Raw genomic sequence first — 24,503 nt, forward strand, 5'->3', positions numbered from 1 at the left:
ATTATGATGCTGATTTTTGTTTTCTTACTCTTAATTTTTTTAACTCCGTTTGGAAGAATAGATACAGTGATGCAACTGTAAATACACTAAATCCAATTATTTCAAGGGGTTCTCCACCAGCTTCAAATAGCTTAACCAAACCTTCACCGCATAACTCTCCTCCAATAAAAATAAGGAAAACACCAAGCGCTTTAAAAATAATCCACAGGTTCAGCTTAATAGCTGTTTTGAACAGAATGTATGTAATAACGATGGCCAGCAAAATGCCACTTATACTGCCGAATACAATAGAAGAGGCGTGTTGATTCACTTGTGTCAGATTAAAAATAATTAGTTCTGTTCCTTCACGAAAGACAGATAAAAAGGCTAAAACGATTAATCCCCATTTGGAAGAGCTTCTGGAAATTTTTGATGTAACCGAAGATGTCATTTCTTTGCTCCGATGCAACCACAGAATAAAGTAAGCGATAAGACCTGCAGCTAAAAGCATCATGACTCCTTCAAAAATTTCTTCTGACTCTTCTTCTAACTCTCTCGCCTCATTAAAGCCAATAAAGCCAAATACTAAGCTGAAAATAAGGCCAGCAGCAGCGCCAATGAAGACGGAATACTTTAAGTCTTTTCGGCCAATTTTTGTAACATGAGCTAAAATAATTCCAATAATAAGTGACGCTTCTAAACCTTCACGAAGCGACAAAGCCAAACTCGACCACATAAAAAGCTCCCCTTACTTTAAATGATAGTAATAATTAAATTCTCTCTAATTTTAATGATAATGATTATCGTTGTCAATTTGTTTTTTTGCTCTTTAATAAAAATCTAATATAGGATTTTTCAGACTAAAGTATGAAGGTATTTCATTATAAAGTCGTTCGAAATGCACGAAAAAAGCGAATAAAATAAGAGTATGAACAATCAGTGGAGGTTTTAGTATGAGTTATACTCTTTTTATAAAAGCAAATGACAGATCGGCAAGTGAAGCGGTTAGCATGAAATTATATGATGCATTTTTAAAAAGCTATCAACAATCGCATCAAGATGAAGAAATAATAGAGCTAAATTTGTTTAAAGAAGAACTTCCTTATTTAGATGCCGACATGATAAACGGTCAGTTTAAATTAGCAAGAGGGCTAGAAGTGACGGCAGCGGAAAACAAAGCAGCAGAAACTGCTAATTCCTACTTAGAACAATTTGTGAGAGCAGATAAAATTGTTATTGCCTTTCCGCTTTGGAATTTTACTGTGCCAGCCGTGCTTCATACGTACCTTGATTATTTAAATCAAGCAGGCAAAACGTTTAAGTATACGCCCGAAGGTCCGGTGGGATTACTAGGCGATAAAAAAGTGATGTTATTAAACGCGCGAGGCGGAGTGTATTCAGAAGGTCCAGCAGCTGAGGTCGAAATGGCCGTTAAATATGTCAGCAGCGTACTTCAATTCTTTGGAATCACGGATGTGAACTCTGTTATTATTGAGGGACATAATCAGTTTCCAGATCGTGGGCAAGAAATTATTGAAAGTGGTCTAGAACAAGCAGCACAAGCAGCCAAAACATTTTAAATCATATTCGTAAAAGAAGACGGGACAAAAGTATTTTAGGTGAAGGTATATCCGAACGATGAATCGTTCGGATTTTTTGATGTTATGGTAAGCGTAGGTTTCATGCATGTAGTAGCTTCTAGATGTTGATTGGAGGGCAAGGCGAAGACTCCTGCCGGAAAAGCGGAACAGGTGAGACACCGCAGGAGCGCAAGTGAAGAGGAGGCTCAGCGGTCGCCCGCGGAAAGCAACAGCGGTGTCACAAGCGGTCCATACCAGCGCCTTTATCCCAATTGTCCTTATTTAGATTAAATTGATTTATTATGTGTCCATCTTCTCTTTATATTTTTACTATATATCCTAAAAAATAATAGGTAAAATGAATAAAAAATATAAAAGATATTCGCCTTATCTATAGGAGGAGCAGAGATGGATATTCGTCAGCTTAATTATTTTTTAGAAGTCGCTAAATTAAGGAGCTTTACTAAAGCATCTCAAAGCCTCCATATTTCACAGCCGACCTTGAGCAAAATGGTGAAAAACTTAGAAGAAGAATTGGAAGTAGAATTAATTGATCGGTCCGCACGACAGATTGATTTAACGGATGCCGGGGAAGTGGTGTATGCGCAAGGACAAAAAGTCATGGCATCCATTGATGAGCTATCGACTTATTTATATGATGTGATGAATCTGAAGAAAGGGATGATTAAAATTGGAATTCCTCCATTGATTGGAGTTCTGTTCTTTCCAAAGATTATCAAAGGGTTTCAGCAGCTCTATCCAGATATTACGATTAAACTTATTGAATACGGAGCCAATCGTGTTCAAAAAGCAGTAGAAAAAGGAGAGTTAGACTTAGGTGTAGCGGTGCTTCCGGTAAATGAACATCTTTTTGATATTAATCCTTTTATCTCTGAAAAAATGCTTTTATATGTTCACCATTCCCATCTTTTAGCCTCTAAAACTCATGTGGAAATTAATGAATTGGCCCAAGAGAAATTTATTTTATTTAATGAAGATTTTACGCTTCACGACCGGCTTATTCATGCATGTCAACAAGCAGGATTTGAACCTAACGTAGCTTACGAGAGCTCTCAATGGGATTTTATTGGTGAAATGATTGCCGAAAACTTAGGAGTATCTATCTTTCCACAGTCCATTGCGGCAAAAGTAGATTCCTCTATTGTAAAAGCAGTTCCTATTACTAACCCTTCAATTTCATGGGATTTAGGATTGATTTTAAAAAAAGATAAATATATTTCATATGCCTCTAAGCAATTTCTTCACTATATGAATGAACAGCATTCTGCTTTATATAGATAAAATGCATATGTTGTATTGAATATATGTATTTTACGAAAGAGAGAACGTGCGTTAAAGTAGATAGTGTAGAAAACATACAAGAAAACAAACATTGATTCCGCGCGGTGTCAGTGAAAAATACGGAGGTTGATTTTACATGGCACAAGATAGTTATCAAAAAGGTTTAGATAAATTAATGGAATATACATTAACGAGTAACGATGATATTTCAACTCATTTAAAAATTACAGAAGACTTAAAAGACCTAGCTCCTGACGTTGGGAAATATATTATTGAATTTGCCTATGGAGACATTTATTCACGACCGGGTCTAACCAATAAGCAACGAGCATTAGTTACCATTTCATCATTAGTCACTCAGGGTACAGAGCCTCAGCTTGAGCTGCATTTAAATACAGGTTTAACAGCTGGACTAGAGCCGAAGGAGATTGTGGAGAGCATTATTCAATTAATCCCATACACAGGCTTCCCTCGCGTGTTAAATGCTTTAAGCGTAGCCAAGAAAGTATTCGCTCAGCGTGACGTGGAAGTAGAGGCAGATGAAAAAGAGCTGGTAGAAAATAAATAATAAGCACAACAAAGACGCTCTAAAAGAGCGTCTTTGTTTATGCGAGCTGCTTTTGTTTGGTTTCTTTTCCTAGAAAAACAACCGAACCAACACCGATTAAAATAGCTCCACAAAAGATTGAGAACGTAACGGTTAAAGACGTACCTTGCGTTGACATATATCCAACTAACAGCGGCCCTAAAATTCCTCCAATTCGTCCAAAAGAAGCAGCCATTCCAGCTCCTGTGCCTCGGATAGATGTCGGATATTGCTCAGGTGTATACGCGTATAAAGCACCCCAAGCACCTAAGTTGAAGAAAGACAACAGCATACCTGCTGTTAGCAGCAGCCAAAGTGACTCCGCATTTCCGAAGATATATGCGCTGGCAGCCGTACCTAACAGATATGTGACCAATACGAATTTTCGGCCCATGCGTTCAATAAACCAAGCAGCCGTATAATAGCCAGGCAGTTGAGCTAATGTCATAATCAATACGTATTCAAAGCTTTTGATCAAGCTAAAACCTTTAATGACCATGACGCTAGGTAGCCATAAAAACATGCCGTAATATGAAAATACAACGCAAAACCACAGAACCCAGAGCATAATGGTAGATTTACGATAAGGCTTAGACCACACGCTTCTTACATTGTCCGCAATCGACGGTTTCTTTTCTTTTGTCGCTTCCACAAACTGAGGAGAATCGGGCAGTTTAATGCGCAAATAAATGGCATAAAACGCTGGAATAGCCGTTAGGATAAGCGCTAGCTGCCACCCGTAAGCTGGGATTACAAAATAAGAAATAAGCGCTGCCAGTAGCCAACCGAACGCCCAAAAACTTTCTAACAGCACGACCACTTTACCGCGTTTTTCCGGCGCCACGGTCTCAGAAACAAGTGTAGAAGCAACAGGCAGCTCTCCTCCTAAACCCATTCCAATTAAAAATCGAAATACTAAAAAAGCAGCAAGGGTAGTAGTAAGAGCCGAAAGGCCGCTTGCCACTGAAAAAAGAACAAGAGTTACAATAAAAACAGTTTTTCGCCCAATTCGATCAGCCAGTAACCCAAACACCAAAGCTCCAACCGCCATTCCGATCGAGTTAACACTGCCTATCCAACTCATTTCAGTAGGGGAAAGTCCCCATTCAGCGTGAAGAGCTGCAATGATAAAAGACAAAATGCCAACATCCATTGCATCGAAGAGCCACCCGAGCCCTGCGATGCCAAGAAGCTGACGTTCTGATAATTGTTTTGTTTTCATGTCTTCCTCCTAGAAGCAAAGAATTTTGCTTTAAGTTTACACCTGTCTTGACATAATGTCACGTCTATTTTAAAGAAAAAATTCAAACGGAAAAGCTCTATACCTACTGGTATAGAGCTAATTTTATTCTCACATTTTATCGTAAAGCATTTTTCCAGGCCACGTATACGCCATATGACCGCCGTCTACAGTAATGCAATCACCTGTCACATATGAGCTGTCATCAGATGCTAAAAATAATACAGCACCGGCTACTTCTTCCGGTTTTCCTAGACGCCCCATCGGATCGACCCATTCATATGCTTTTCTGAATTTTTTTCCTTCTTCAGCGCCTGATAAATCATCAAGAAGAGGTGTTTCGATTGTTCCAGGAGCAATTGAGTTAACGCGAATACCTTCACGAGCGTAGTCAATTGCCATGGTTCTTGTTAGGTTGGTAATAGCACCTTTCGCCGCGTTATAGCCAGAACGATCTAAGTCTGCTGCCAGTCCGGACACAGATGAATTATTAATAATCGATCCGCCATTTTCTAACATCAGCGGAATAACGTATTTGCTTACAAGAAACGTTCCGCGTAAATCTACCGACATTAAGCGATCCCAAAGTTCTACTGGATATTCGTGAAGCTTGCCGCCTTCTGTGTCTGTACCGGCATTATTAAAAAGAATGTCCACTTTACCAAATTTCTTTTCAATTTCTGCTGTGAATTCTTTTACTTTTTCTTCTTCAGCTACATCGATATAGTAGGCGTAGGCTTCACCGCCAGCATCTTTAATTTCTTGTGCTACTTTTTTCACACCGTCTAAATTAATATCGGCACAAATAACAACCGCGCCTTCTTTCGCGAAGCGCTCAGCGGTTGCTTTTCCTATGCCAGAGCTTGACCCTGTAATAACAGCAATTTTTGATTCTAAACGTCCCAATTGTATCCCTCCGAAAAAATAAATATATAAGTATGTATGTTCATGTACCCATCTATTATTTTGATAAAACGTCGCTAGTTTATACGTATGTGAATAAGAATAAAGAGGGGCAGCGAAAATAAATCCATTGTATAATGAACAGCAGTATGTTAGAAAAAATGAGGTGTTTGCATGAAAGCAATCATAAAAAGTTTTATTAATGGGCTCTTAACGATTGTTCCTATTATCCTCGTTATTTATATTTTGGTAAGAGTGTTTAATTTTTTAGACAGCATTTTAGGAAACGTATTGAAGCCCTACATGAAGCAGGATTATATACCGGGGGTTGGGATCTTAGCGACTCTTGTCTTAATTACGTTCTTAGGATGGTTATCCACTCGTTTTTTTGCAGGGAAAATCATTAACTTAATTGACCGGTTGTTAGAAAGAATACCGCTTGTTAAAACGCTATATATCGTCATTAAAGATACGCTTCAATCTTTTCTTGGAGAAAAAAAGTCCTTTTCAAAAGTAGTTTTAGTGATGATGCCCGGCACGTCAATGAAAGTCATAGGGTTTGTGACCTCCGAAGAAGTAGAAGAGGTGATTCACTCGTTAAAAGACCACGTAGCCGTCTATGTTCCGCAAACTTTTCAAGTAGCTGGTTTTACTTTTTTGATTCCAAAAGAAGAAATTGAATGGTTAGATATTAAGCCGGAAGAAGCAATGAAGTTCGTGTTATCTGGGGGAGTATCTAGTTCAAAAGCAGAAAAATAACAGAAGGCTTGTTGAAGCCTTCTGTTATTTTTGTTGGAGTAAGGCTGTTAAAAGATTAAGCGGTTCTTCCAACGGTTTAAGTTCCGTTAAATTTCCAACCATGCCTTTTACAATAGCAGCGGTAGGCTTATCTTTTTTTAGCTCCGTTTGTAAAATGTGAAAGCTGTCTGCGTGCTCATCAGAAATATGATCGCTGGTGTCTAGCAGATGTTTAATTTCCTCAAGAGCTTGTTTTACCTGCTCATTTTTACTGAGAAAAGTCGTTCTTTCCTTTCCATATATATCTTCACCAAAAGAAGCAGGAATAAGGGGACGAGGTTTTCTAGCTAATAAATCTTCTACTAATACATCAACTCGATCCATTATGTACTGTGCTACTTCTTTAAATGTAAGTTCGAATTGATTGAAGATAATAATTTCTAAAAAGGAATGATGAATACCTTCAATCATTTTCGTTAAATCCGAGATATAAGGAGTTACGTCTTCTCCGTATACGCTAACGAGGCTTTTGCGATGAAAGTAAAACGTTTCTCGCTGCATTTTATGAACAAAGGTCTCCACTTCTTTGTTAAATGGAATAGATTTTTCACGAATTTGCATGATAATAAAATCTCTGTGCTCCGTAATAAATTCATAGAAATAGATGAGCTGATTCATATAGCGGCTGCGGGCATCGTTTACTTCCTCGTCGAGAGCATAAACAGAGCTAAACAGCTTTTCATAGTAAAAGTTTAGAATTGATAATAAAAGTGCATCCTTAGATTTGAAGTGCAGGTAAAATGCACCTTTTGAAATGTTGCATTCATCTACAATTTCTTGCACAGAGGTAGCATTAAATCCTTTTTTTGCAAAAAGCTTAATCGAAGCTTCAATTATTCTCTTTTCTTTTTCTTTCATGTATTCTACCTCCTTTATTGAACAATTTAGCCATTCATTTCGTTAGATAATAGTATCATACACTAAAAAAGATAAAGGTATATATCAAAGTTAAAACCGGGAGTCAGTTCCTTTAAAAAACGATTTATCGTAAATATGTCTTTATTATGAACATGTTAGGAGAGAGCCTGCTTAGGGTTGACACTGACCGGTTAGTCATTTATATTTTAAGTTGTTGTGACCGATCAGTCAATTTTATTAGTATACATATATTTGAAGGAGGATATGCATTGGGGAAGTTTATTAAATTTTCATTGAAAAATAAATTTGCAGTATGGCTGTTAACACTATTTGTCATTATTGCAGGGCTGTATTCAGGGTTTAATATGAAGCTAGAGACCATTCCTGATATTTCAACGCCTGTTGTAACAGTCAGTGCAACTTATCCGGGAGCCACTCCGGAACAAGTGGCAGATAAGGTGAGTAAGCCGATTGAACAAAAGCTTCAGGGACTGAGCGGCGTTGACACAGTTAGCTCATCTTCTTATGAAAATATGGCTACTATTCAAGTTGAATATAGCTTTAGTAAAGATATGGAGAAGGCAGAAGACGAAGTTAGACGAGCTCTTTCAAACGTAGATCTGCCAGATGATGTAGAGGAACCAAATGTTTCAAGACAAAGCATTAGTGATTTTCCGATTATTTCATTAAGCGTTTCAGATGATAAAAAATCATTAGAAGAATTAACGAAGTATGTAAAAAATACTGTTGTTCCACAAGTTGAAAAAGTGCAGGGGATTTCTTCGGTCAGCGTGTCAGGAGAACAAGTTGAAGAAGCAGAACTTGTATTCAAACAAGATAAGCTCAAGCAGCTGGGACTCGATGAAGATACGGTGAAAAAGCTTATCCAAGCATCTGATGCAAAAGTGCCGGCTGGTACGTATACGATGGATGGATCTCAAAAATCTGTTGTGGTAGACGGAAAGATGACAACAGAAAAAGATTTGGAAAACTTAGAGATTCCAGCTGTGCCTAGTCAAGGAGCTGCTCGAGATCAGCAACAAGGAATGAGCCAGCAGCAGACACAAGGAGCCGTTCAGCAGGCGCCGTCCGCAGCTTCTATTCCCACTGTGAAATTAAAAGAAATTGCGGATATTAAAGTGACGGGGAAAGCAGAATCTATTTCTCGCACGAATGGAAAACCTTCAATTGCTGTACAAGTTGTCAAAGCGAAGGATGCGAACACAGTAAATGTTGTAAATGATATTAAAGAAAAAATGAATAGCCTAGAAAAGAAAAACAAAGACCTTCACGTTGACAATATTTTTGATCAAGGTAAACCGATTGAAGATTCTGTTCATACGATGCTAAATAAAGCTATTATCGGTGCGGTCTTTGCGGTTATTATTATTCTTTTATTTTTACGTGATATTCGTTCAACGATTATTGCCGTTATTTCGATTCCGCTTTCGTTATTAATCGCCATTTTAGCGCTCAAATCAATGGATATCTCTTTAAATATTATGACGCTCGGAGCGATGACTGTAGCCATTGGAAGGGTTGTAGATGATTCCATTGTCGTTATTGAAAATATTTACCGCCGCATGGCTTATCAGGAAGAAAAGCTTAAAGGAAAAGATTTAATTGTCGCGGCAACGAAAGAGATGTTTGTTCCAATTTTCTCTTCTACAATCGTAACCGTGGCCGTATTCTTACCGTTAGGTCTAGTAGAAGGACCGGTAGGAGAGCTATTCTTACCGTTTGCGTTAACCGTTGTTTTTGCACTGTTAGCATCACTGCTAGTAGCGGTAACACTCGTGCCGATGCTTGCTCATTCGTTATTTAAAACAAATGTAAAAGTAAAAGAAGAAAAACCAAGCAAACTAGCGCACGGATATAAGCGAATTTTGAACTGGACGCTAAACCATAAGCTTATTTCCTTTGGGTTAGCCGTACTACTGTTAGTAGGAAGTTTATTCTTAGTTCCTTCTATTGGCGTGAGCTTCTTATCATCCGATCAAGAAAAAACGCTGACGCTTACGTATACACCGAAAGCCGGACAGTCTCAAAGCGACGTAGAAAAAGCAGCAAATCGCGCAGAAGCGTACTTGATGAAGCGAGATGGTGTCAAAACGGTTCAGTATTCGTTCGGTGAAGGTAACTCTTTTAATCCGGGAAGCAAAAATAACGTTTTAACATTTGTGCAATATGACGAGGATACACAAAACTTTGATAAAGAGCAGGATAAAGTATTAAAAGCTCTTAATAAACAAGCGAATCAAGGTGAATGGGGCTCAATGAATACGGCGTCTAGCGGTAGCAATAATTCATTAAACGTCCTTATTTACGGAGATAGCTTAGATGAAATCAAACCTTATGCTGATAAAGTTCAGCATGTTTTAGACAAGCATAAAGAACTGAAAAATGTCGATTCTACGCTTTCAGATACGTTTGATGAATATACGCTAGTACCGAATCAAAAGAAAGCCGCTAAACTGGGCTTGTCTGCTAGTCAAATCGGCATGCAAATTTCGAACCTTGGCCAGCGTGAAGTATTAACGACTATCCAAAAAGATGGAAACGAAATTAACGTATACCTTCCAAAAGAAAAAGAGGATTTCTCTACTTTTGCCGAACTTTCAAGCACAAAAGTGACCTCTCAAACTGGACAGGAAGTTACATTAAATGAAGTTGTCGATATTAAAAAAGGTAAAACATCGAATACGGTAACTCGCCGTGATAATAAAATTTATGCAGAGGTAAGTGCCGATATTAAGAGTGACGATGTAGGCGGCGTTTCTTCTAACGTTCAAAAAGAAGTGAAGAAAATTGATTTGCCAAGTGATATGGATATTAACTTTGGCGGAGCATCAGAGCAAATTAATGACTCATTTAGTCAATTAGGAATTGCTATGCTCGCAGCCATCGGTATCGTGTACTTCGTACTAGTACTGACATTTGGTGGAGGGCTAGCACCGTTTGCTATCTTATTCTCACTTCCATTTACACTTATTGGTGCACTAGTGGCGCTGTTAATATCTGGAGAAACAATCAGCATTTCTTCGATGATTGGAGCTCTTATGCTGATTGGAATTGTGGTAACCAATGCAATTGTTCTGATTGACCGCGTGATTCATAAAGAGCAAGAGGGTCTGTCGACGCGTGAAGCGTTACTAGAAGCTGGAATGACCCGTCTTCGCCCGATCTTAATGACAGCTATTGCAACGATTGGTGCACTGCTTCCATTAGCGTTTGGATTTGAAGGTGGAGGCCTTATTTCAAAAGGGCTAGGGGTTACGGTAATCGGAGGACTAACAAGTTCTACGCTGCTTACGCTCATTATCGTTCCAATTGTCTATGAGTTTTTTATGAAGTTTAAGCGCAAAAAAGTAAAAAAGTAGAAGCAAAACAAATTTCCGCTTTTGAGGTGAATAGCGATGAAGTCAATTGATAAACTAATGAAACAGCTGATTCAACAAGGAATTAAAGCAAAGAAAGTAACGATTGATAAATCAAAGCGCCAGCAGTGGATGTCCATGTCATTGCCTAAAACGGCATGGCAGCATTCAAAATAAAAAAGAGCTGACTTAGAGTCAGCTCTTTTTTTATTAACGATCTGTATCTTCAAATGATCCTTCTTGATAGGCGTCGCTTACTTGCTCATGTGTTTCTGCTAGGCCTTGTGAGAGTGCATCTTGTCGGTTATAATCTTCTGTTTCGAACTGACGGTCAGCCATTTCATTTGTATCAGGCTGCTTTTTAGGCTGTTTTTTTGAATTCATTTTCACCACTCCTATTTAATAAAGTGAGACCACGGTTAGTGTGCGATGAAAGGAAATACATTATACATGCAAAAAGAGCTTCGGTTCGTCGAAGCTCTTTCTTTCATATTATTATTGTTTTTTATCTAAGAAGATTTTTTCAATATCATCAAGTACGATATTAGCTGCTAACACACCGCCTGCTGTATTCCAAGTAGCATCATCTACTTTATGAACATGGTCTTCTTGAGCTACTTTTAACTTTTTGAAAAGCGGATCGTTTATCCATTCTTTTTCAAGCTTTGTTGCTTCGCCGTCTCCCGTTTCATAAGAGAAGTAGAATAGCTGATCGCCGTCCATTGCCGGAATGCGTTCTTTTGTTGCATTCATTTCAGCAAAATCATTTTTGTTTTGAGATTCAGGGCGAGCAAAACCAAGCTGATCTAAAATAACGCCTGAGAACGAATCTTTATGATAGATACGAACGTCTCCAGCTGTAAAGCGTACAACTGAGATTTTTTGTTTTAACTGATCACCAAGACGTTTCTTTAAATCTGCTACGCGATTGTCATAGTCAGCTAATACTTTTTTACCTTTTTCTTCTTTATTCACAGCTTTTGCATATAACTTAAAGTTTGATTTCCAGTCTCCGCGCAGCTCTTCAGAAAATACAGTCGGAGCAATTTGACTCAGCTGATCGTATACTTTTTCTTGGCGCATCTTATTTCCGATAATCAAGTCAGGTTTTAAAGCTGCGATTGCTTCTAAGCTTGGTTCGCTTTCTGTACCTACACTTTTAACGCCTTTCATCTGACCTTTAATATGGTCATACCACGGATTCCCTAACCATGATTGAACAGCACCCACAGGCTTTACACCCATTGCAAGAAGAGCTTCAGTACCTTCGTTTGTTAAAACGACCACTCGTTTAGGTGTTCCTTTAATCTCTGTTTTATCCATTGCGTGTTTTACTGTATAAGTTTCGCCAGAACCCTCAGTTTTTTCTTTTTTATTATCGTCAGCGCTGTTTGAATTACCGCAGGCTGCCAGCACAAGCAGTGTCATAATGGTAAGAATAGATAACAAATATGACAACTTGCCTTTAGAATATGTATTCACATCTCTTCCTCCTCTTAAGTGATAATGATTTTCATTAACAATTAAGATAATATTCTAACTTTTAAGCGGTGTCAATTAAAAATTGAAAATGATTCTCAAAATCATTGACACTTTTTTCAATGTTTCCTAAACTAAAGGTTAGATATATATAGGAATCATCTTAGAGGAGAGCAATGAAAATGATGCTACGCAGTGTTCAAATGAAAGTAATGGGGCTCATCATTGGAATCATGCTGCTTTTAATCTGTATTGGATTAAGTATCGTACTCGGATACACAGATACAAGTATCAAGACAGCATTTGAAGCTTTTCAAGCGTTTAACGGTTCGAATGAGCACATAGTTATTCAAAATATTCGATTGCCGCGCGCTATAATCGGTGCTGTGGTAGGTATTTGTTTAGGAATTGCAGGAGCAATGATGCAGGCGTTAACGAAAAACCCACTTGCTTCACCAGATATTATTGGTGTGAACGCTGGGGCCAGCTTTTTTATTGTTGTTGCAGTGATGATTTTTTCGGTCAATTCACTTCAAGCTTTTACATGGATTGCATTTTTAGGAGCGGCATTAACCGTAGTGGTTGTCTATTTTCTTGGGTCCATCGGAAAAGAAGGATTAACGCCTATTAAATTGACGCTCGCAGGAGCGGCTATTGCAGCCTTTTTCTCTTCTTTAACACAAGGTCTGCTGGCTGTCGATGAATCTTCACTTGATCAAGTTCTCTTTTGGCTGGCTGGGTCTGTTCAAGGGCGCAAGGTGGAAATGCTGTATGACATACTGCCTTATGTAGTGCTAGCAATTATTGTCACGTTTTTTATTGCTTCAAAAATTAATATTTTAACGATTGGTGAAGATGTAGCTAAAGGATTAGGTCAAAGAACGGCTCTTGTGAAAATTATAAGCGGGATCATTATTGCCATTTTAGCTGGTGGAGCCGTTGCAGTAGCCGGTCCGATTAGCTTTGTTGGAATCATTGTTCCTCATGTTGTAAGAGCAATTGTAGGACAAGATTATCGCTGGGTATTTCCCTATAGTGCGGTTGCCGGCGGGATTTTAATTTTATTAGCTGATGTTGCGGCTAGATATGTCATTATGCCTCAAGAAATCCCTGTTGGAGTCATGACTGCTGTTATTGGTACACCTTTCTTTATCTACATGGCAAGGAAAGGGGCCAAGGCGTCATGAAAACATACTTATCTCTTCGCTTAAAGCGAATTTCATTTTTAATTAACATAAAAGCAGCTTTGATTATCACTGGTTTTTCAGCTGCACTTATTGCTCTTTTTTTATTAAGTGCAGGTACGGGTGACTTATTTATCAATCCCTTTCGTGTGATTAACATTTTAGCGGGTCATGGACTGGAGTTTGAACGGTTAGTTGTTACCTCCTTTAGACTTCCGCGCATTATCGTTGCCATTTGTGCCGGTATTTGTTTAGCCATTGCAGGTGCTATCTTGCAGGGGCTTGTGCGAAATCCGCTTGCTTCACCAGACTTAATTGGATTAACAGGGGGAGCGTCAGTCGGTGTAGTGTTATTTTTGACACTATTTAGTGATAAAAGCAACTCGTTAACCGTAAGTATTAATTGGATGCCTGTTAGCGCATTTTTAGGTGCATTGGCAGTGGCGCTTTTACTTTATGTGTTTGCCTGGAAAAATGGCGTCTCTCCTATTACACTAGTATTAATAGGAATTGGATTAACAGCGTTAACGAAAGCTATGACCACGCTGTTTATGATTATGGGTCCTATCTATCGCGCAAGCCAGGCAAATATTTGGATTACAGGAACGGTGTATGGCTCAAACTGGGCCAGTGTTTCCGTACTAGTTCCTGTTACAATAGGGCTGGTTATAATCACGATTTTAATGATTCGAAATTTAAATGTTCAAGAATTAGGTGAAGAAATTGCGACTAACGTTGGAAGTCGCGTTCAAAAAAATCGATTGGCACTATTACTGATGAGTACAGCTTTAACAGGAAGCGCCGTTGCATTTGCCGGCGGGATTAGCTTTGTAGGATTGCTTGCTCCACATATTGCCCGAAAGCTGGTAGGTTCTTCGTTCGGAGCTTTAATACCGCTATCGGCACTAATCGGAGCGATTTTAATCACAGCAGCAGATTTAATTGGCCGAACATTTTTCTTGCCAATCGAAGTGCCAGCAGGTGTATTTACAGCTGCAATTGGCGCACCGTACTTCATTTATTTACTATACAAACAAAGAAACGTATAGCATTCTTTGTAGAAGGAGCGATTCGCATGCATTCGTTAGAAACAAAATCGCTAACATTATCATATGGAGAAGCGATGATTATAGATGAGCTTGACGTTACCATCCCAAAGGGTGAGATTACGGTTTTTATCGGCAGTAATGGATGCGGAAAATCTACGCTGCTGCGTTCACTAGCAAGACTATTAAAGCCACATGCAGGCTCTATTTTACTAGAAGGCTCTAAAATTTCCTCTCTTCCGACCAAGGAAATTGCAAAGCAGCTAGCAATTCTTCCGCAAGGTCCTGTTGCACCTGAAGGGCTGACAGTGCTTCAGCTTGTTAAACAAGGGCGCTATCCGTATCAAAATTGGTTCCGTCAGTGGTCTCAAGAAGATGAAGAAAAAGTACAAAATGCACTCGAAGCAACAGGGTTAGCAGACTTGGCTGATCGTCAAGTTGATTCGCTTTCTGGAGGACAGCGTCAGCGCGCATGGATTGCTATGACATTAGCACAAGATACGGATATTATTTTACTTGATGAACCGACAACGTATTTAGATATGACGCATCAAATTGAGATCTTGGACTTGTTGTTTGAACTGAATGAAAAAGAAAATCGTACCATCGTAATGGTGCTGCATGATTTAAACTTAGCCTGCCGCTATGCTCATCATATTGTGGCGCTTCAAGATAAAAAAATCTATGCACAGGGAAGACCAGAAGAAGTCATTAACTGCGATTTAGTACAGCGAGTCTTTAATATGAACTGTGAAGTGACGGTGGATCCGTTATTTGGAACGCCTCTTTGTATTCCTCATGGGCGCGGACGATGTATTGTGAATAAGCTGCGCGTTGAAACGCAGCATGCTCAATAAGAAAGAGCAAAGCGAGTTAGCAGAAAAATTCCGCTGTACGTTTAAAGATAACTCGCTGTATAGGTTGTCTCCCTCCAGCTGCATGGATGAAAGCACGCTGCGGATGCAGCTGCTATGGATTCAACAGACGATGGAGGCTGATAACTTGAGAGCAGCTGCCTCCATGTTAGCTAAGCGGTATAGCTTTGTTGTGGTGGCGGCTTTGTATTCATTTATTGTGTTTCAAAAAAAGATAAATGCATCGACTAAAAATGTTTCGTTGCATACAGAAGACGCTGAAACGATGTGGCTCCCAAAAGTGTTCATCTCAGAAACTGAGACGAAAGAAGTAACAGAGGACAATCGGAAAATTCTTCTTGATGAACTTCTTGATGAATTGTTTGCTCATCACATTGAGCGGATATGGTCATCACTGCGTAAAGTGACAAAAATCTCGAAGCTGACGCTGTGGGAAAACGTAGCTGTTTATATCCACTGGCTTTGTGATTTGCTTTTAGCAAATGAAGAAATAGAAAATGTGCAAGTACAAAAGAATTTACGATATGTGTTGGAAGAAGCTGAGGGTCATCACTTTGGTTCATACCATCATAATCCGTTTGCTAGGTACAGTTCACCTCTTCAAGTAGAGAAGCAAAAGCAGGAGATAAGAGGTCGGCAAACGTGCTGTTTGTCTTACCAAACAGGAGATAAAAAGACTTATTGTCGAACGTGTCCGGTTATTTGTAAACCAAAGAAAGGAGTGATTGTGCATGAGTAAAACCTTTCAAGAGCAATTCGACGGTTTAATTGAAAAGTATACGGAACTAATGGTTGGTCAAAGTGACGAGCAGCTACAAGAAAAAGTAAAAATGTGGGCACTTTACAACCATATCTCAAAATCCATGCCGCCTTTAACCAAGCATTGGAATCAATTATATCCAGAAGCAAAAGCGGAAATGGTCGAGATTGTGAAGGAAATAAAAGAGCTGAATGAAGCGCATCGAGCGTCACAGCGAAAACCAGAATAAAAACATTCATCACAAAGCTGATGGATGTTTTTTTATCCAAAAGCTCTCGGTCGCTTTTTGGTTTTGTGTGCATACGTTAATAAAGGGTGCCTATCTAGTTTGAAAAATGGTAAAATTAATGATAATTAAATAAATTTTGTGAGGCGTATGACAAGTGAAGGCGGGGGGTTGCTTTGGAACAAACGATAAGAAACTTTTTTTTATTGTTATCAAAAAGCAAAAAGTTAACAAAGCTGGCTAAGCGCTATGGCTTACGTTTTGGAGCAGCACGTTTTGTTGCAGGGGAAACCATCGATGAAGCTGTTAGTGTGATAAAAAAGCTAAATGAACAGGGATTAAAAGTAACGATTGATTATCTTGGCGAGTTTGTGGAAAGTGAAGTTGAAGTGGATCATGCTGCAGCTCAATGCATAAAGGCCATTCACCTTATACACAAAGAAAGATTAGATTCAGAAATTTCTTTAAAATTAACGTCTATGGGACTAGATATTTCAGAAGATTTGGCGCTTCATCATATGCGGCGTATTCTTGAAGAAGCGGAAAAACATAGCGTATTTGTGACGATTGATATGGAGGACTATAAGCGATGCAGCAAGACGATTAAGCTATTTAAACAATTAAAAAATGAGTATGAACACGTAGGGACGGTGCTTCAAGCATACTTATATCGAACAGAAAGTGACATCCGTGAATTAGATGCTTATGCTCCTAAATTAAGGTTAGTGAAAGGGGCGTACAAAGAAGCAGCAGACGTGGCGTTTCCTGATAAAGAAGACGTGGACGAAAACTTTCAAAACATCATTGGACTTCACTTATTAAACGGTCACTACACAGCAGTTGCTACTCACGATGAACGAATCATTCAGTATACAAAAGAGTTTGTTAAAAAGCATGGAATTTCAATGAATCAGTTTGAGTTTCAGATGCTATACGGGATTCGATCAGAAAGGCAAGTTCAGCTCGTAGCAGAACAATATAAAATGAGAGTGTACGTTCCTTATGGAACGGACTGGTATGGGTACTTTATGAGGCGCCTTGCAGAAAGACCTGCAAATGTCGCATTTGTCTTAAAAGGAATTGTAAAAAAATAATAATGAAATGGTCGTGATGACAAAGTAAGAAATAATCAAAAATCGAACATGATTCGATTACTCATGTTCGATTTTGAGGTTAATGTCCTTGAGTGTTATGCTTTGTGTACTGTTGGTTTTGAGATGTCTTTTTGCCGCGTCCGTGCGGTTCATTGACCGGTCCAGCATTTCCTTTAACGCTTGCTGCGCTTACGCCTGCTGACGATGGATCCTTCTTTAATTTGCTCACAAAATCACCTCCTGTGTATTAAGATAACCAAACACATTAAAAATAGTTAGAGATAATATTGTGAATATATTGCGAAAATTTAAAAAATGTTTTATAGTAAAAACAGAGATTAACAGTGACTCTCTTTTTTTACGCATAAAATGAATGATCATTCATTCAATATATTAAAGGGGATGTGGGGATAATTATGAACATAAAAAAAGCCGCCGTTTTAGGTTCAGGAGTTATGGGCTCTGGAATTGCAGCTCATTTAGCAAATGTAGGAATTCCAACACTTTTGCTAGACGTGGTTCCAACTTCATTAACAGCAGACGAGGAAAAAAAACAGCTAACGCTTGAAGATAGACAAGTGAGAAATCGGTTGAGTACAACTGCTCTAGCTAAATTAACGAAGCAAAAACCGGCACCTTTAACGTCGAAGTCATCACTATCGTTAATTACGCCAGGAAATCTTGAAGATCATTTACAGCAGTTAAGCGAGTGTGATTGGATTATTGAAGTAGTAGTGGAACGTCTTGATATTAAACAGCAGTTGTTTGAAAGAATTGACAGTGTACGAAAAAAAGGAAGTATCGTAAGTTCAAATACTTCAGGAATATCGATCCACGAAATGGCTAAAGGACGCTCAGAAGATTTTAAAGCGCATTTTTTAGGAACGCACTTTTTTAATCCACCGCGTTATTTAAAGTTATTAGAAATCATTCCAACTCATGACACAAAATCAGAAATTGTTGAATATATGAAAACGTTTGGTGAAGATGTATTAGGTAAAGGAGTAGTTATTGCAAAAGATACGCCTAACTTTATCGCCAACCGTATCGGTACGTACGGTTTACTTGTGACCGTTCAAGAAATGTTAAAAGGCAATTACAGCGTGGGAGAAGTTGACTCTGTGACGGGCCCCTTAATTGGAAGACCAAAAAGCGCAACGTTTCGAACACTAGACGTAGTGGGTCTAGACACATTTATTCATGTGGCTAATAATGTATTTGACAAAGTAGAAGGCAAAGAAAAAGAAGTGTTCGATGTCCCTTTATTTATGAAACAAATGCAGGAAAATGGCTGGCTGGGAAGCAAGTCAGGGCAAGGCTTCTTTTTGAAGAAAGGAAAGGAAATTTTGGAACTTGATCCTAGTACACTTCAATACGTCGAGAGAAAGAAGTTAAAAACAGCTTCTACCGAATTAAGCAAGCAGGCAAAAGGGCTGCAAAATAAAATGAAAGCGCTTATATATTCTGATGATCGTGCCGGACAGCTTCTTTGGAATGTGATCAGTCCCGTTCTTGTATATGCAGCACAGTTAAAAAATGAAATCGCCGACGATATCGTGGCCGTTGATCAAGCTATGAAGTGGGGATTTGGCTGGAAAATGGGTCCTTTTGAGACGTGGGATGCAATTGGTTTAGAAAAGTCAATTGAGAAGATGGAGCAGTCTGGTTTAGCAGTTCCGCAGTGGGTAAAACAAATGCAGGAAAATGGATTTACAAGCTTCTATAAAGAAATGGAAGGTCAAACGCTTTACTACGAAGATGAAGAGTATAAAGCGGTAAAAGAAAATAAAAAGGTGATTCACCTGTCATCTTTACGTTCTCAAAATAATCTCATTTTAGAAAACAGCGGAGCGAGTTTAATTGATTTAGGAGATGATGTGGCGTGCCTGCAGTTCACCTCTCCTAGCAATGCAATCGGGCTAGATATTATTAGTTTATTAAATCAGTCTCTTGAAGAAGTGAATAAGAACTATAAAGGGCTGGTCATAGGAAATCAAGGGAAAAATTTCTGCGTTGGCGCTAACTTAGCTATGATTTTAATGGAAGCACAAGATGACAATTATTTTGAAATTGAATTTGTCATTAAACAATTTCAACAGGCAATGATGAAGGTGAAATACAATGAAAAGCCGGTTGTTGCAGCTCCATTTGCGATGACTCTTGGAGGCGGAGCAGAAATTTGCTTACCGTCAGCTAAAATTCAAGCTTCTGCTGAAACTTACATGGGCCTTGTAGAAGTAGGAGTCGGACTCATTCCTGGTGGAGGAGGTAATAAGGAGCTTTATATCAAACAGCTAAATGGTTTACCTAACGGTGTAACGCTCGATCTTCAGCAAATTGCCAATAAAACATTTGAAACAATTGCTACTGCAAAAGTATCTGCTTCTGCTGCAGAAGCTAGACAGCTAAACTTTTTAAATCGCCATGATGGCATCAGCGTAAACGGAGATCACTTGCTGAATGATGCGAAGAACTCAGTCCTTGCTTTACATGACACGGGCTATAAACCACCTGTAAGAACTAAAATTCCTGTGGTTGGAGAAACAGGATATGCAACGTTGCTGCTAGGAGCTCAATCCATGAAGTATTCAGGATATATATCAGAACATGATTATAAAATTGCTAGTAAGTTAGCATTTGTGTTAGCTGGAGGACGTGTAGCGTTTGGTTCGGAAGTTGATGAAGAGTATTTGCTGGACTTAGAGAGAGAAGCGTTTTTAAGCCTTGTTGGAGAAGCGAAGTCTCAAGAACGTATGCAGCACATGTTAGTTAAAGGAAAACCACTGCGTAATTAAGGGGGAGAAAAAATGAGAGAAGCAGTTATTGTAGCAGGTGCTAGGACACCGGTTGGAAAAGCAAAAAAAGGTTCACTGGCAAGTGTTAGGCCTGATGATTTGGGAGCCATTGCGGTTAAAGAAACTCTTCGCCGAGCAGGCGGATACGAAGGACCAATTGATGATTTAATTATTGGTTGTGCGATGCCTGAAGCAGAACAAGGTTTGAATATGGCTCGAAATATTGGCGCTCTTGCGGGTTTGCCTTATACGGTGCCAGCAATAACGATTAATCGTTATTGTTCATCAGGTTTGCAAAGTATTGCCTACGGTGCAGAACGAATTATGCTAGGGCAAGCCAAAGCAGTGTTAGCTGGAGGAGCAGAATCAATGAGTTTTGTTCCGATGTTTGGAAACGTAGCGCGTCCAAATGTTCAGCTGGTTGAAAATGCGCCGGAATATTATATGGGCATGGGACATACAGCAGAACAAGTAGCGATGAAATACGGCATTTCACGTGAAGACCAGGATGCGTTTGCTGTACGCAGCCATCAAAAAGCAGCAAAAGCACTTCAAGAAGGGAAGTTTAACGACGAAATTGTTCCGGTGGAAGTGACGCTTCGAAAAGTGGATGAAAACAATAAGCTCCGTGAACAAAAGCTGATGTTCTCTCAAGATGAAGGAGTTCGTCCTGGCACAACTGCGGATGTATTAGGAAAACTTCGTCCAGCTTTTTCGGTTAAAGGATCCGTAACAGCTGGAAACTCTTCGCAGACAAGTGACGGAGCTGCATCCGTTTTTCTAATGGATAAAGAGCAAGCTGAAGCAGAAGGGTTAAAGCCTTTGCTTAAGTTTCGCTCATTTGCAGTTGGAGGAGTTCCGCCTGAAGTAATGGGGATTGGCCCGATAGCTGCCATTCCTAAAGCTCTTAAACTAGCAGGGCTGGAGCTTTCTGATATCGGATTGTTTGAATTAAATGAAGCATTTGCTTCTCAAGCACTTGGCGTTATTCGTGAATTAAATATTAATGAAGATAAAGTAAATGTAAACGGAGGCGCTATTGCCTTAGGTCATCCATTAGGCTGTACCGGAGCTAAGCTGACTATTAGCTTAATGCACGAAATGCAGCGTCGAAATGAGCAGTTTGGAATTGTCACGATGTGTATTGGCGGAGGAATGGGAGCTGCTGGTGTATTTGAATTGTTAGCATAATCATTTCAAAGGGGGATATGAACATGTCAAATAAAACAAAACAAATGATTAAAGGTGGAAGCTTTTTAATTGAAGAAGGCGATGCAAGCCGCGTCTACACGCCGGAGGATTATACATCTGAACAAAAGATGATTGCCAAGACGACAGATGAATTTGTAGAAAATGAAGTCCTTCCACAAGTGGAATATTTAGAAAAGCATGAGTTTGACCGTTCTGTAAAGTTATTAAAACAAGCTGGTGAATTAGGTTTGCTTGGTGCAGATGTACCAGAAGAATACGGTGGACTCGGTTTAGATAAGATTACCTCGGCTTTAATTGCTGAAAAAATGTCTCGAGCAGGCGGATTTTCCATCACTCATGGTGCTCACGTAGGAATTGGGTCATTGCCAATCGTCTTATTTGGAACAGAAGAGCAAAAACAAGCATATTTACCTGCTTTAGCAGTTGGGGAAAAAATAGCAGCATATGCGTTAACAGAACCTGGTTCTGGTTCCGATGCCCTCGGTGCTCGCACAACAGCTCGCCTTAACGCAGAAGGCACACACTATGTGTTAAATGGAGAAAAGCAGTGGATTACAAATGCCGGATTTGCTGATGTGTTCGTCGTGTACGCGAAAATCGACGGCGATAAATTTTCTGCTTTTATCGTTGAACGCGAATTTCCAGGCGTATCGGTTGGACCGGAAGAGAAGAAGATGGGAATCAAGAGTTCATCAACAAGAACGTTGATTCTTGAAGATGCACTTGTTCCAAAAGAGAACGTGTTAGGTGAAGTGGGAAAAGGTCATGTGATTGCCTTTAACATTTTAAATATTGGGCGCTACAAGCTTGGAGTTGGAGCAGTTGGAGCAGGGAAACGTGCGTTAGAAATCACGTCTCAATATGTTAACCAGCGTCAGCAGTTTAAAACGCCAATCGCTAAATTTTCATTAACCCAAGAAAAATTAGCAACAATGGCTTCTAAATTATATGCAACTGAAAGCTCCGTCTATCGTACGGTAGGACTTTTTGAAGACCATATGGGCCAGCTTTCAGAAGAACAGCAAAAAGACGGAAAGCAAATTGCCGCTTCCATTGCTGAATATGCCATTGAATGCTCATTAAACAAAGTGTTTGCCACGGAATCTCTTGACTACATCGTAGATGAAGGGGTGCAGCTTCACGGAGGCTATGGTTTTATGAGTGAGTATGAAATTGAGCGCCTGTATCGTGATTCCCGCATTAACCGTATTTTTGAAGGAACAAATGAAATTAATCGACTCTTAGTACCAGGCACATATTTACGCAAAGCGCTAAAAGGAGAGCTTCCGCTGCTTCAAAAAGCACAAACGCTTCAAGAAGAATTGATGATGCTTATGCCGCAGGAAGTAGGAAATGAGCCGTTAGATCAAGAAAAAATGCTTGTGCAAAATGGAAAGAAAATTGCGCTCTTGCTTTTAGGTCTAGCTGCACAGAAGTATGGGAAAGAATTAGAGAAAGAACAAGAAATTCTCGTTAATATTTCCGATATGATTAGTAACGTATATGCAATGGAATCCACTGTTTTACGTACTGAAAAAGCGATTTCCAAAACAGGTGCAGATCAAAACAGCTTGAAGGTAAAATATACGCAAGTATTTTGCCAAGAAGCATTTAATCGAATTGAAGCAGATGCAAAGGAAACGTTAATTGGCGTTGAACAAGGTGATACGCTTAGAGTCATGCTTTCGTCTCTTCGCAAGTTAACTCGCTATACACCAATTAATGTAATTAGTGTAAAGCGCGAGATTGCAAAAACGCTTCTAGAAGTAGAGAAGTTCACAGTTTAAGGGAAAAGGAGCTCGTTTTACGAGCTCCTTTTTGTTTAAGAAGCCTCTATCTAGGTAAATGATAAAGGATGTGTTAAAATACGAAAAAAGCTTAAAATAAAGGGTGGTTGACGAAATGTCATTATTTTTTTATTCATATCCAAAGTGTGGTACGTGCCGAAAAGCCAAGAAGTGGCTGGATGATAACGGAGTAGCGTATGAAGAAATCCATATTGTAGAAAACCCGCCAACAAAAGAGCAGCTGCAATCTTATTATCAGAACAGCGGCTTAGAATTAAAAAAATTCTTTAATACAAGCGGTAAAAAATATCGCGAATTAGGACTTAAAGATAAAGTAAGCAGTGCGAGTGAAGATGAACTTCTGTCGATTCTTGCGTCAGATGGCATGTTAATTAAGCGTCCGCTGCTAACAGATGGACAAAAAGTAACGCTTGGCTTCAAAGAAGAGCAGTTTGAGGACGTGTGGAAGTAAGTTTTCAAATAGAAAATTTTTACCTTTTACGTTACACTGTTAATAGGAAGTTATTTTAGGTTGTAGAAAGTGTTCTCCACGTTGAAGGCGCTTTTTATATAAACAAATTACGATACATATTTTGGAGGGATTAAGATGAGTACACCAAAAGATTTGCGTTATTCTGAAGAGCATGAATGGGTAAAAACAGAAGGGGACGTTGTCCGCGTAGGTATTACGCATTTCGCTCAAGCTGAGCTTGGCGACATCGTATTCGTTGAACTGCCAGAAGTAGGAGCAACAGTAGAAGCTGACGAGCCGTTTGGCAGCGTTGAATCAGTAAAAACAGTTTCTGAGCTTTACGCACCAATTAGCGGTGAAGTTGTAGCAGTAAACGACAACTTAAGCGATAGCCCTGAACTTGTTAATGAATCTCCATACGAAGAAGCATGGATGATTACAATCAAACCGTCTGATGCTTCTCAAGTAGATAAGCTAATGACAGCAGAGCAATACGAAGAAATGACAAACGAAGGATAATATTCCTCCATAAATTGTCTTTATGAAAAGTTTTTGACTGGACACTCTATTAGTAAACAAGCTAAAGGAGTGTCTTTTTATGTTTGAAAAACAAAAAATGGACGTTACAGATCGCGTTACAGCTAAATTTCATGACGGCGGTATGAAATTATATGTTGATAAGCAGCCAATTGGTGAAGTTAGTTACGGAACAAGCGGCAATGAATACCGCTTTGAAGAAGGTTATTCGCAAGAAAATAATAAGTTCTATCAATATACGGATGTACAAAAACAAGGTGAAACGCAAAAATATACAGACTGCGACGAAGAAGCAGGATGGTGCTAAACAGTGGCAACTGCCACTGTTTTTCTTGTCTTATGGAAACAATATGGCCTAAGCTGCTTTTTAAAACAGTTCTTTCTTGCAAATTTCTTTTAAAAAACAGGTGAAC

General features: G+C 39.2%; 25 protein-coding genes. 18 read left to right on the top strand and 7 right to left on the bottom strand.

The window, feature by feature from the left end:
* Position 1: 1 nt before the first annotated feature.
* On the bottom strand, positions 2-715 hold the full coding sequence (locus tag AC1DEF_RS21670; RefSeq protein WP_043977283.1) for an FTR1 family iron permease: 714 nt from the start codon (positions 713-715) through the stop codon (positions 2-4).
* A 217-nt stretch (positions 716-932) separates the two neighbouring features.
* Here AC1DEF_RS21670 and AC1DEF_RS21675 point away from each other — a divergent pair, with 217 nt between their 5' ends.
* From AC1DEF_RS21675 to AC1DEF_RS21685, 3 genes are all read left to right on the top strand, one after another.
* Positions 933-1,559, top strand: coding sequence for an FMN-dependent NADH-azoreductase (locus AC1DEF_RS21675; RefSeq protein ID WP_097824870.1), 627 nt, complete (start codon positions 933-935; stop codon positions 1,557-1,559).
* A 408-nt stretch (positions 1,560-1,967) separates the two neighbouring features.
* Positions 1,968-2,861 carry a LysR family transcriptional regulator gene (locus AC1DEF_RS21680; RefSeq protein ID WP_097824869.1) on the top strand — a complete coding sequence of 298 codons (894 nt, stop codon included), beginning with the start codon at positions 1,968-1,970 and terminating at the stop codon, positions 2,859-2,861.
* A gap of 136 nt (positions 2,862-2,997) precedes the next feature.
* On the top strand, positions 2,998-3,429 hold the full coding sequence (locus AC1DEF_RS21685; RefSeq protein WP_016765843.1) for a carboxymuconolactone decarboxylase family protein: 432 nt from the start codon (positions 2,998-3,000) through the stop codon (positions 3,427-3,429).
* A gap of 37 nt (positions 3,430-3,466) precedes the next feature.
* On the opposite strand, the gene AC1DEF_RS21690 is transcribed toward AC1DEF_RS21685, so the two are convergent.
* Entirely contained in the window at positions 3,467-4,669 is a 1,203-nt protein-coding gene (locus AC1DEF_RS21690; RefSeq protein ID WP_097824868.1) for an MFS transporter, read from the bottom strand.
* A gap of 129 nt (positions 4,670-4,798) precedes the next feature.
* On the bottom strand, positions 4,799-5,593 hold the full coding sequence (locus AC1DEF_RS21695) for an SDR family oxidoreductase (RefSeq protein WP_025752640.1): 795 nt from the start codon (positions 5,591-5,593) through the stop codon (positions 4,799-4,801).
* Positions 5,594-5,764: 171 nt separating this feature from the next.
* Here AC1DEF_RS21695 and AC1DEF_RS21700 point away from each other — a divergent pair, with 171 nt between their 5' ends.
* A complete protein-coding gene (locus tag AC1DEF_RS21700) occupies positions 5,765-6,349 on the top strand; it encodes a DUF502 domain-containing protein (protein WP_043977273.1) in 585 nt (194 codons plus the stop codon).
* A 24-nt stretch (positions 6,350-6,373) separates the two neighbouring features.
* Here the strand turns inward: AC1DEF_RS21700 and AC1DEF_RS21705 are convergent, their stop codons facing one another.
* On the bottom strand, positions 6,374-7,246 hold the full coding sequence (locus AC1DEF_RS21705) for a TetR/AcrR family transcriptional regulator (RefSeq protein WP_013085359.1): 873 nt from the start codon (positions 7,244-7,246) through the stop codon (positions 6,374-6,376).
* A 269-nt stretch (positions 7,247-7,515) separates the two neighbouring features.
* Between AC1DEF_RS21705 and AC1DEF_RS21710 the strand changes: the two genes are divergently transcribed.
* Positions 7,516-10,626, top strand: coding sequence for an efflux RND transporter permease subunit (locus AC1DEF_RS21710; RefSeq protein ID WP_097824867.1), 3,111 nt, complete (start codon positions 7,516-7,518; stop codon positions 10,624-10,626).
* Between the two features lie 36 nt (positions 10,627-10,662).
* On the top strand, positions 10,663-10,800 hold the full coding sequence (locus tag AC1DEF_RS21715) for a hypothetical protein (protein ID WP_014457868.1): 138 nt from the start codon (positions 10,663-10,665) through the stop codon (positions 10,798-10,800).
* 33 nt (positions 10,801-10,833) lie between these two features.
* Here the strand turns inward: AC1DEF_RS21715 and AC1DEF_RS21720 are convergent, their stop codons facing one another.
* Entirely contained in the window at positions 10,834-11,007 is a 174-nt protein-coding gene (locus AC1DEF_RS21720; protein WP_013085357.1) for a YozQ family protein, read from the bottom strand.
* Between the two features lie 111 nt (positions 11,008-11,118).
* Positions 11,119-12,105 (bottom strand): ABC transporter substrate-binding protein, encoded by a 987-nt coding sequence (locus AC1DEF_RS21725; protein ID WP_318331343.1) that lies wholly within the window; start codon positions 12,103-12,105, stop codon positions 11,119-11,121.
* Between the two features lie 179 nt (positions 12,106-12,284).
* On the opposite strand from AC1DEF_RS21725, the gene AC1DEF_RS21730 reads away from it, so the two are divergent.
* The 6 genes from AC1DEF_RS21730 to AC1DEF_RS21755 all read left to right on the top strand — a co-directional run bounded on the left by AC1DEF_RS21730 (position 12,285) and on the right by AC1DEF_RS21755 (position 17,287).
* Positions 12,285-13,289, top strand: a complete 1,005-nt coding sequence (locus tag AC1DEF_RS21730; RefSeq protein ID WP_043977266.1) for a FecCD family ABC transporter permease — start codon at positions 12,285-12,287, stop codon at positions 13,287-13,289.
* On the top strand, positions 13,286-14,335 hold the full coding sequence (locus AC1DEF_RS21735) for a FecCD family ABC transporter permease (protein WP_043977265.1): 1,050 nt from the start codon (positions 13,286-13,288) through the stop codon (positions 14,333-14,335). Before AC1DEF_RS21730 ends, AC1DEF_RS21735 begins: the two co-directional genes overlap by 4 nt.
* A 26-nt stretch (positions 14,336-14,361) precedes the next feature.
* A complete protein-coding gene (locus AC1DEF_RS21740) occupies positions 14,362-15,189 on the top strand; it encodes an ABC transporter ATP-binding protein (protein ID WP_013059664.1) in 828 nt (275 codons plus the stop codon).
* On the top strand, positions 15,179-15,946 hold the full coding sequence (locus AC1DEF_RS21745) for an IucA/IucC family C-terminal-domain containing protein (protein ID WP_097824865.1): 768 nt from the start codon (positions 15,179-15,181) through the stop codon (positions 15,944-15,946). The genes AC1DEF_RS21740 and AC1DEF_RS21745 overlap by 11 nt, the downstream gene beginning before the upstream one ends.
* Entirely contained in the window at positions 15,939-16,196 is a 258-nt protein-coding gene (locus AC1DEF_RS21750; RefSeq protein ID WP_013059662.1) for a YusU family protein, read from the top strand. Before AC1DEF_RS21745 ends, AC1DEF_RS21750 begins: the two co-directional genes overlap by 8 nt.
* 173 nt (positions 16,197-16,369) lie before the next feature.
* Entirely contained in the window at positions 16,370-17,287 is a 918-nt protein-coding gene (locus tag AC1DEF_RS21755) for a proline dehydrogenase family protein (RefSeq protein WP_043977260.1), read from the top strand.
* 79 nt (positions 17,288-17,366) lie between these two features.
* On the opposite strand, the gene AC1DEF_RS21760 is transcribed toward AC1DEF_RS21755, so the two are convergent.
* A complete protein-coding gene (locus AC1DEF_RS21760; protein WP_013059660.1) occupies positions 17,367-17,516 on the bottom strand; it encodes a YuzL family protein in 150 nt (49 codons plus the stop codon).
* A 184-nt stretch (positions 17,517-17,700) separates the two neighbouring features.
* Here AC1DEF_RS21760 and AC1DEF_RS21765 point away from each other — a divergent pair, with 184 nt between their 5' ends.
* The 6 genes from AC1DEF_RS21765 to AC1DEF_RS21790 all read left to right on the top strand — a co-directional run bounded on the left by AC1DEF_RS21765 (position 17,701) and on the right by AC1DEF_RS21790 (position 24,397).
* The gene (locus tag AC1DEF_RS21765) at positions 17,701-20,082 is read left to right on the top strand and encodes a 3-hydroxyacyl-CoA dehydrogenase/enoyl-CoA hydratase family protein (RefSeq protein WP_176521340.1); all 2,382 of its coding nucleotides are present in this window, start codon (positions 17,701-17,703) and stop codon (positions 20,080-20,082) included.
* 12 nt (positions 20,083-20,094) lie between these two features.
* A complete protein-coding gene (locus AC1DEF_RS21770) occupies positions 20,095-21,273 on the top strand; it encodes an acetyl-CoA C-acetyltransferase (RefSeq protein WP_097824863.1) in 1,179 nt (392 codons plus the stop codon).
* A 23-nt stretch (positions 21,274-21,296) separates the two neighbouring features.
* Entirely contained in the window at positions 21,297-23,081 is a 1,785-nt protein-coding gene (locus AC1DEF_RS21775) for an acyl-CoA dehydrogenase family protein (RefSeq protein WP_043977255.1), read from the top strand.
* Positions 23,082-23,196: 115 nt separating this feature from the next.
* Entirely contained in the window at positions 23,197-23,553 is a 357-nt protein-coding gene (locus AC1DEF_RS21780) for an arsenate reductase family protein (protein WP_013059656.1), read from the top strand.
* Between the two features lie 135 nt (positions 23,554-23,688).
* Positions 23,689-24,072 carry a glycine cleavage system protein GcvH gene (gene gcvH, locus AC1DEF_RS21785; RefSeq protein WP_013059655.1) on the top strand — a complete coding sequence of 128 codons (384 nt, stop codon included), beginning with the start codon at positions 23,689-23,691 and terminating at the stop codon, positions 24,070-24,072.
* A 79-nt stretch (positions 24,073-24,151) separates the two neighbouring features.
* A complete protein-coding gene (locus AC1DEF_RS21790) occupies positions 24,152-24,397 on the top strand; it encodes a YusG family protein (protein WP_013059654.1) in 246 nt (81 codons plus the stop codon).
* The last annotated feature ends 106 nt before the right edge of the window (positions 24,398-24,503 follow it).

Source organism: Priestia sp. 10L35 (genome assembly GCF_056395685.1).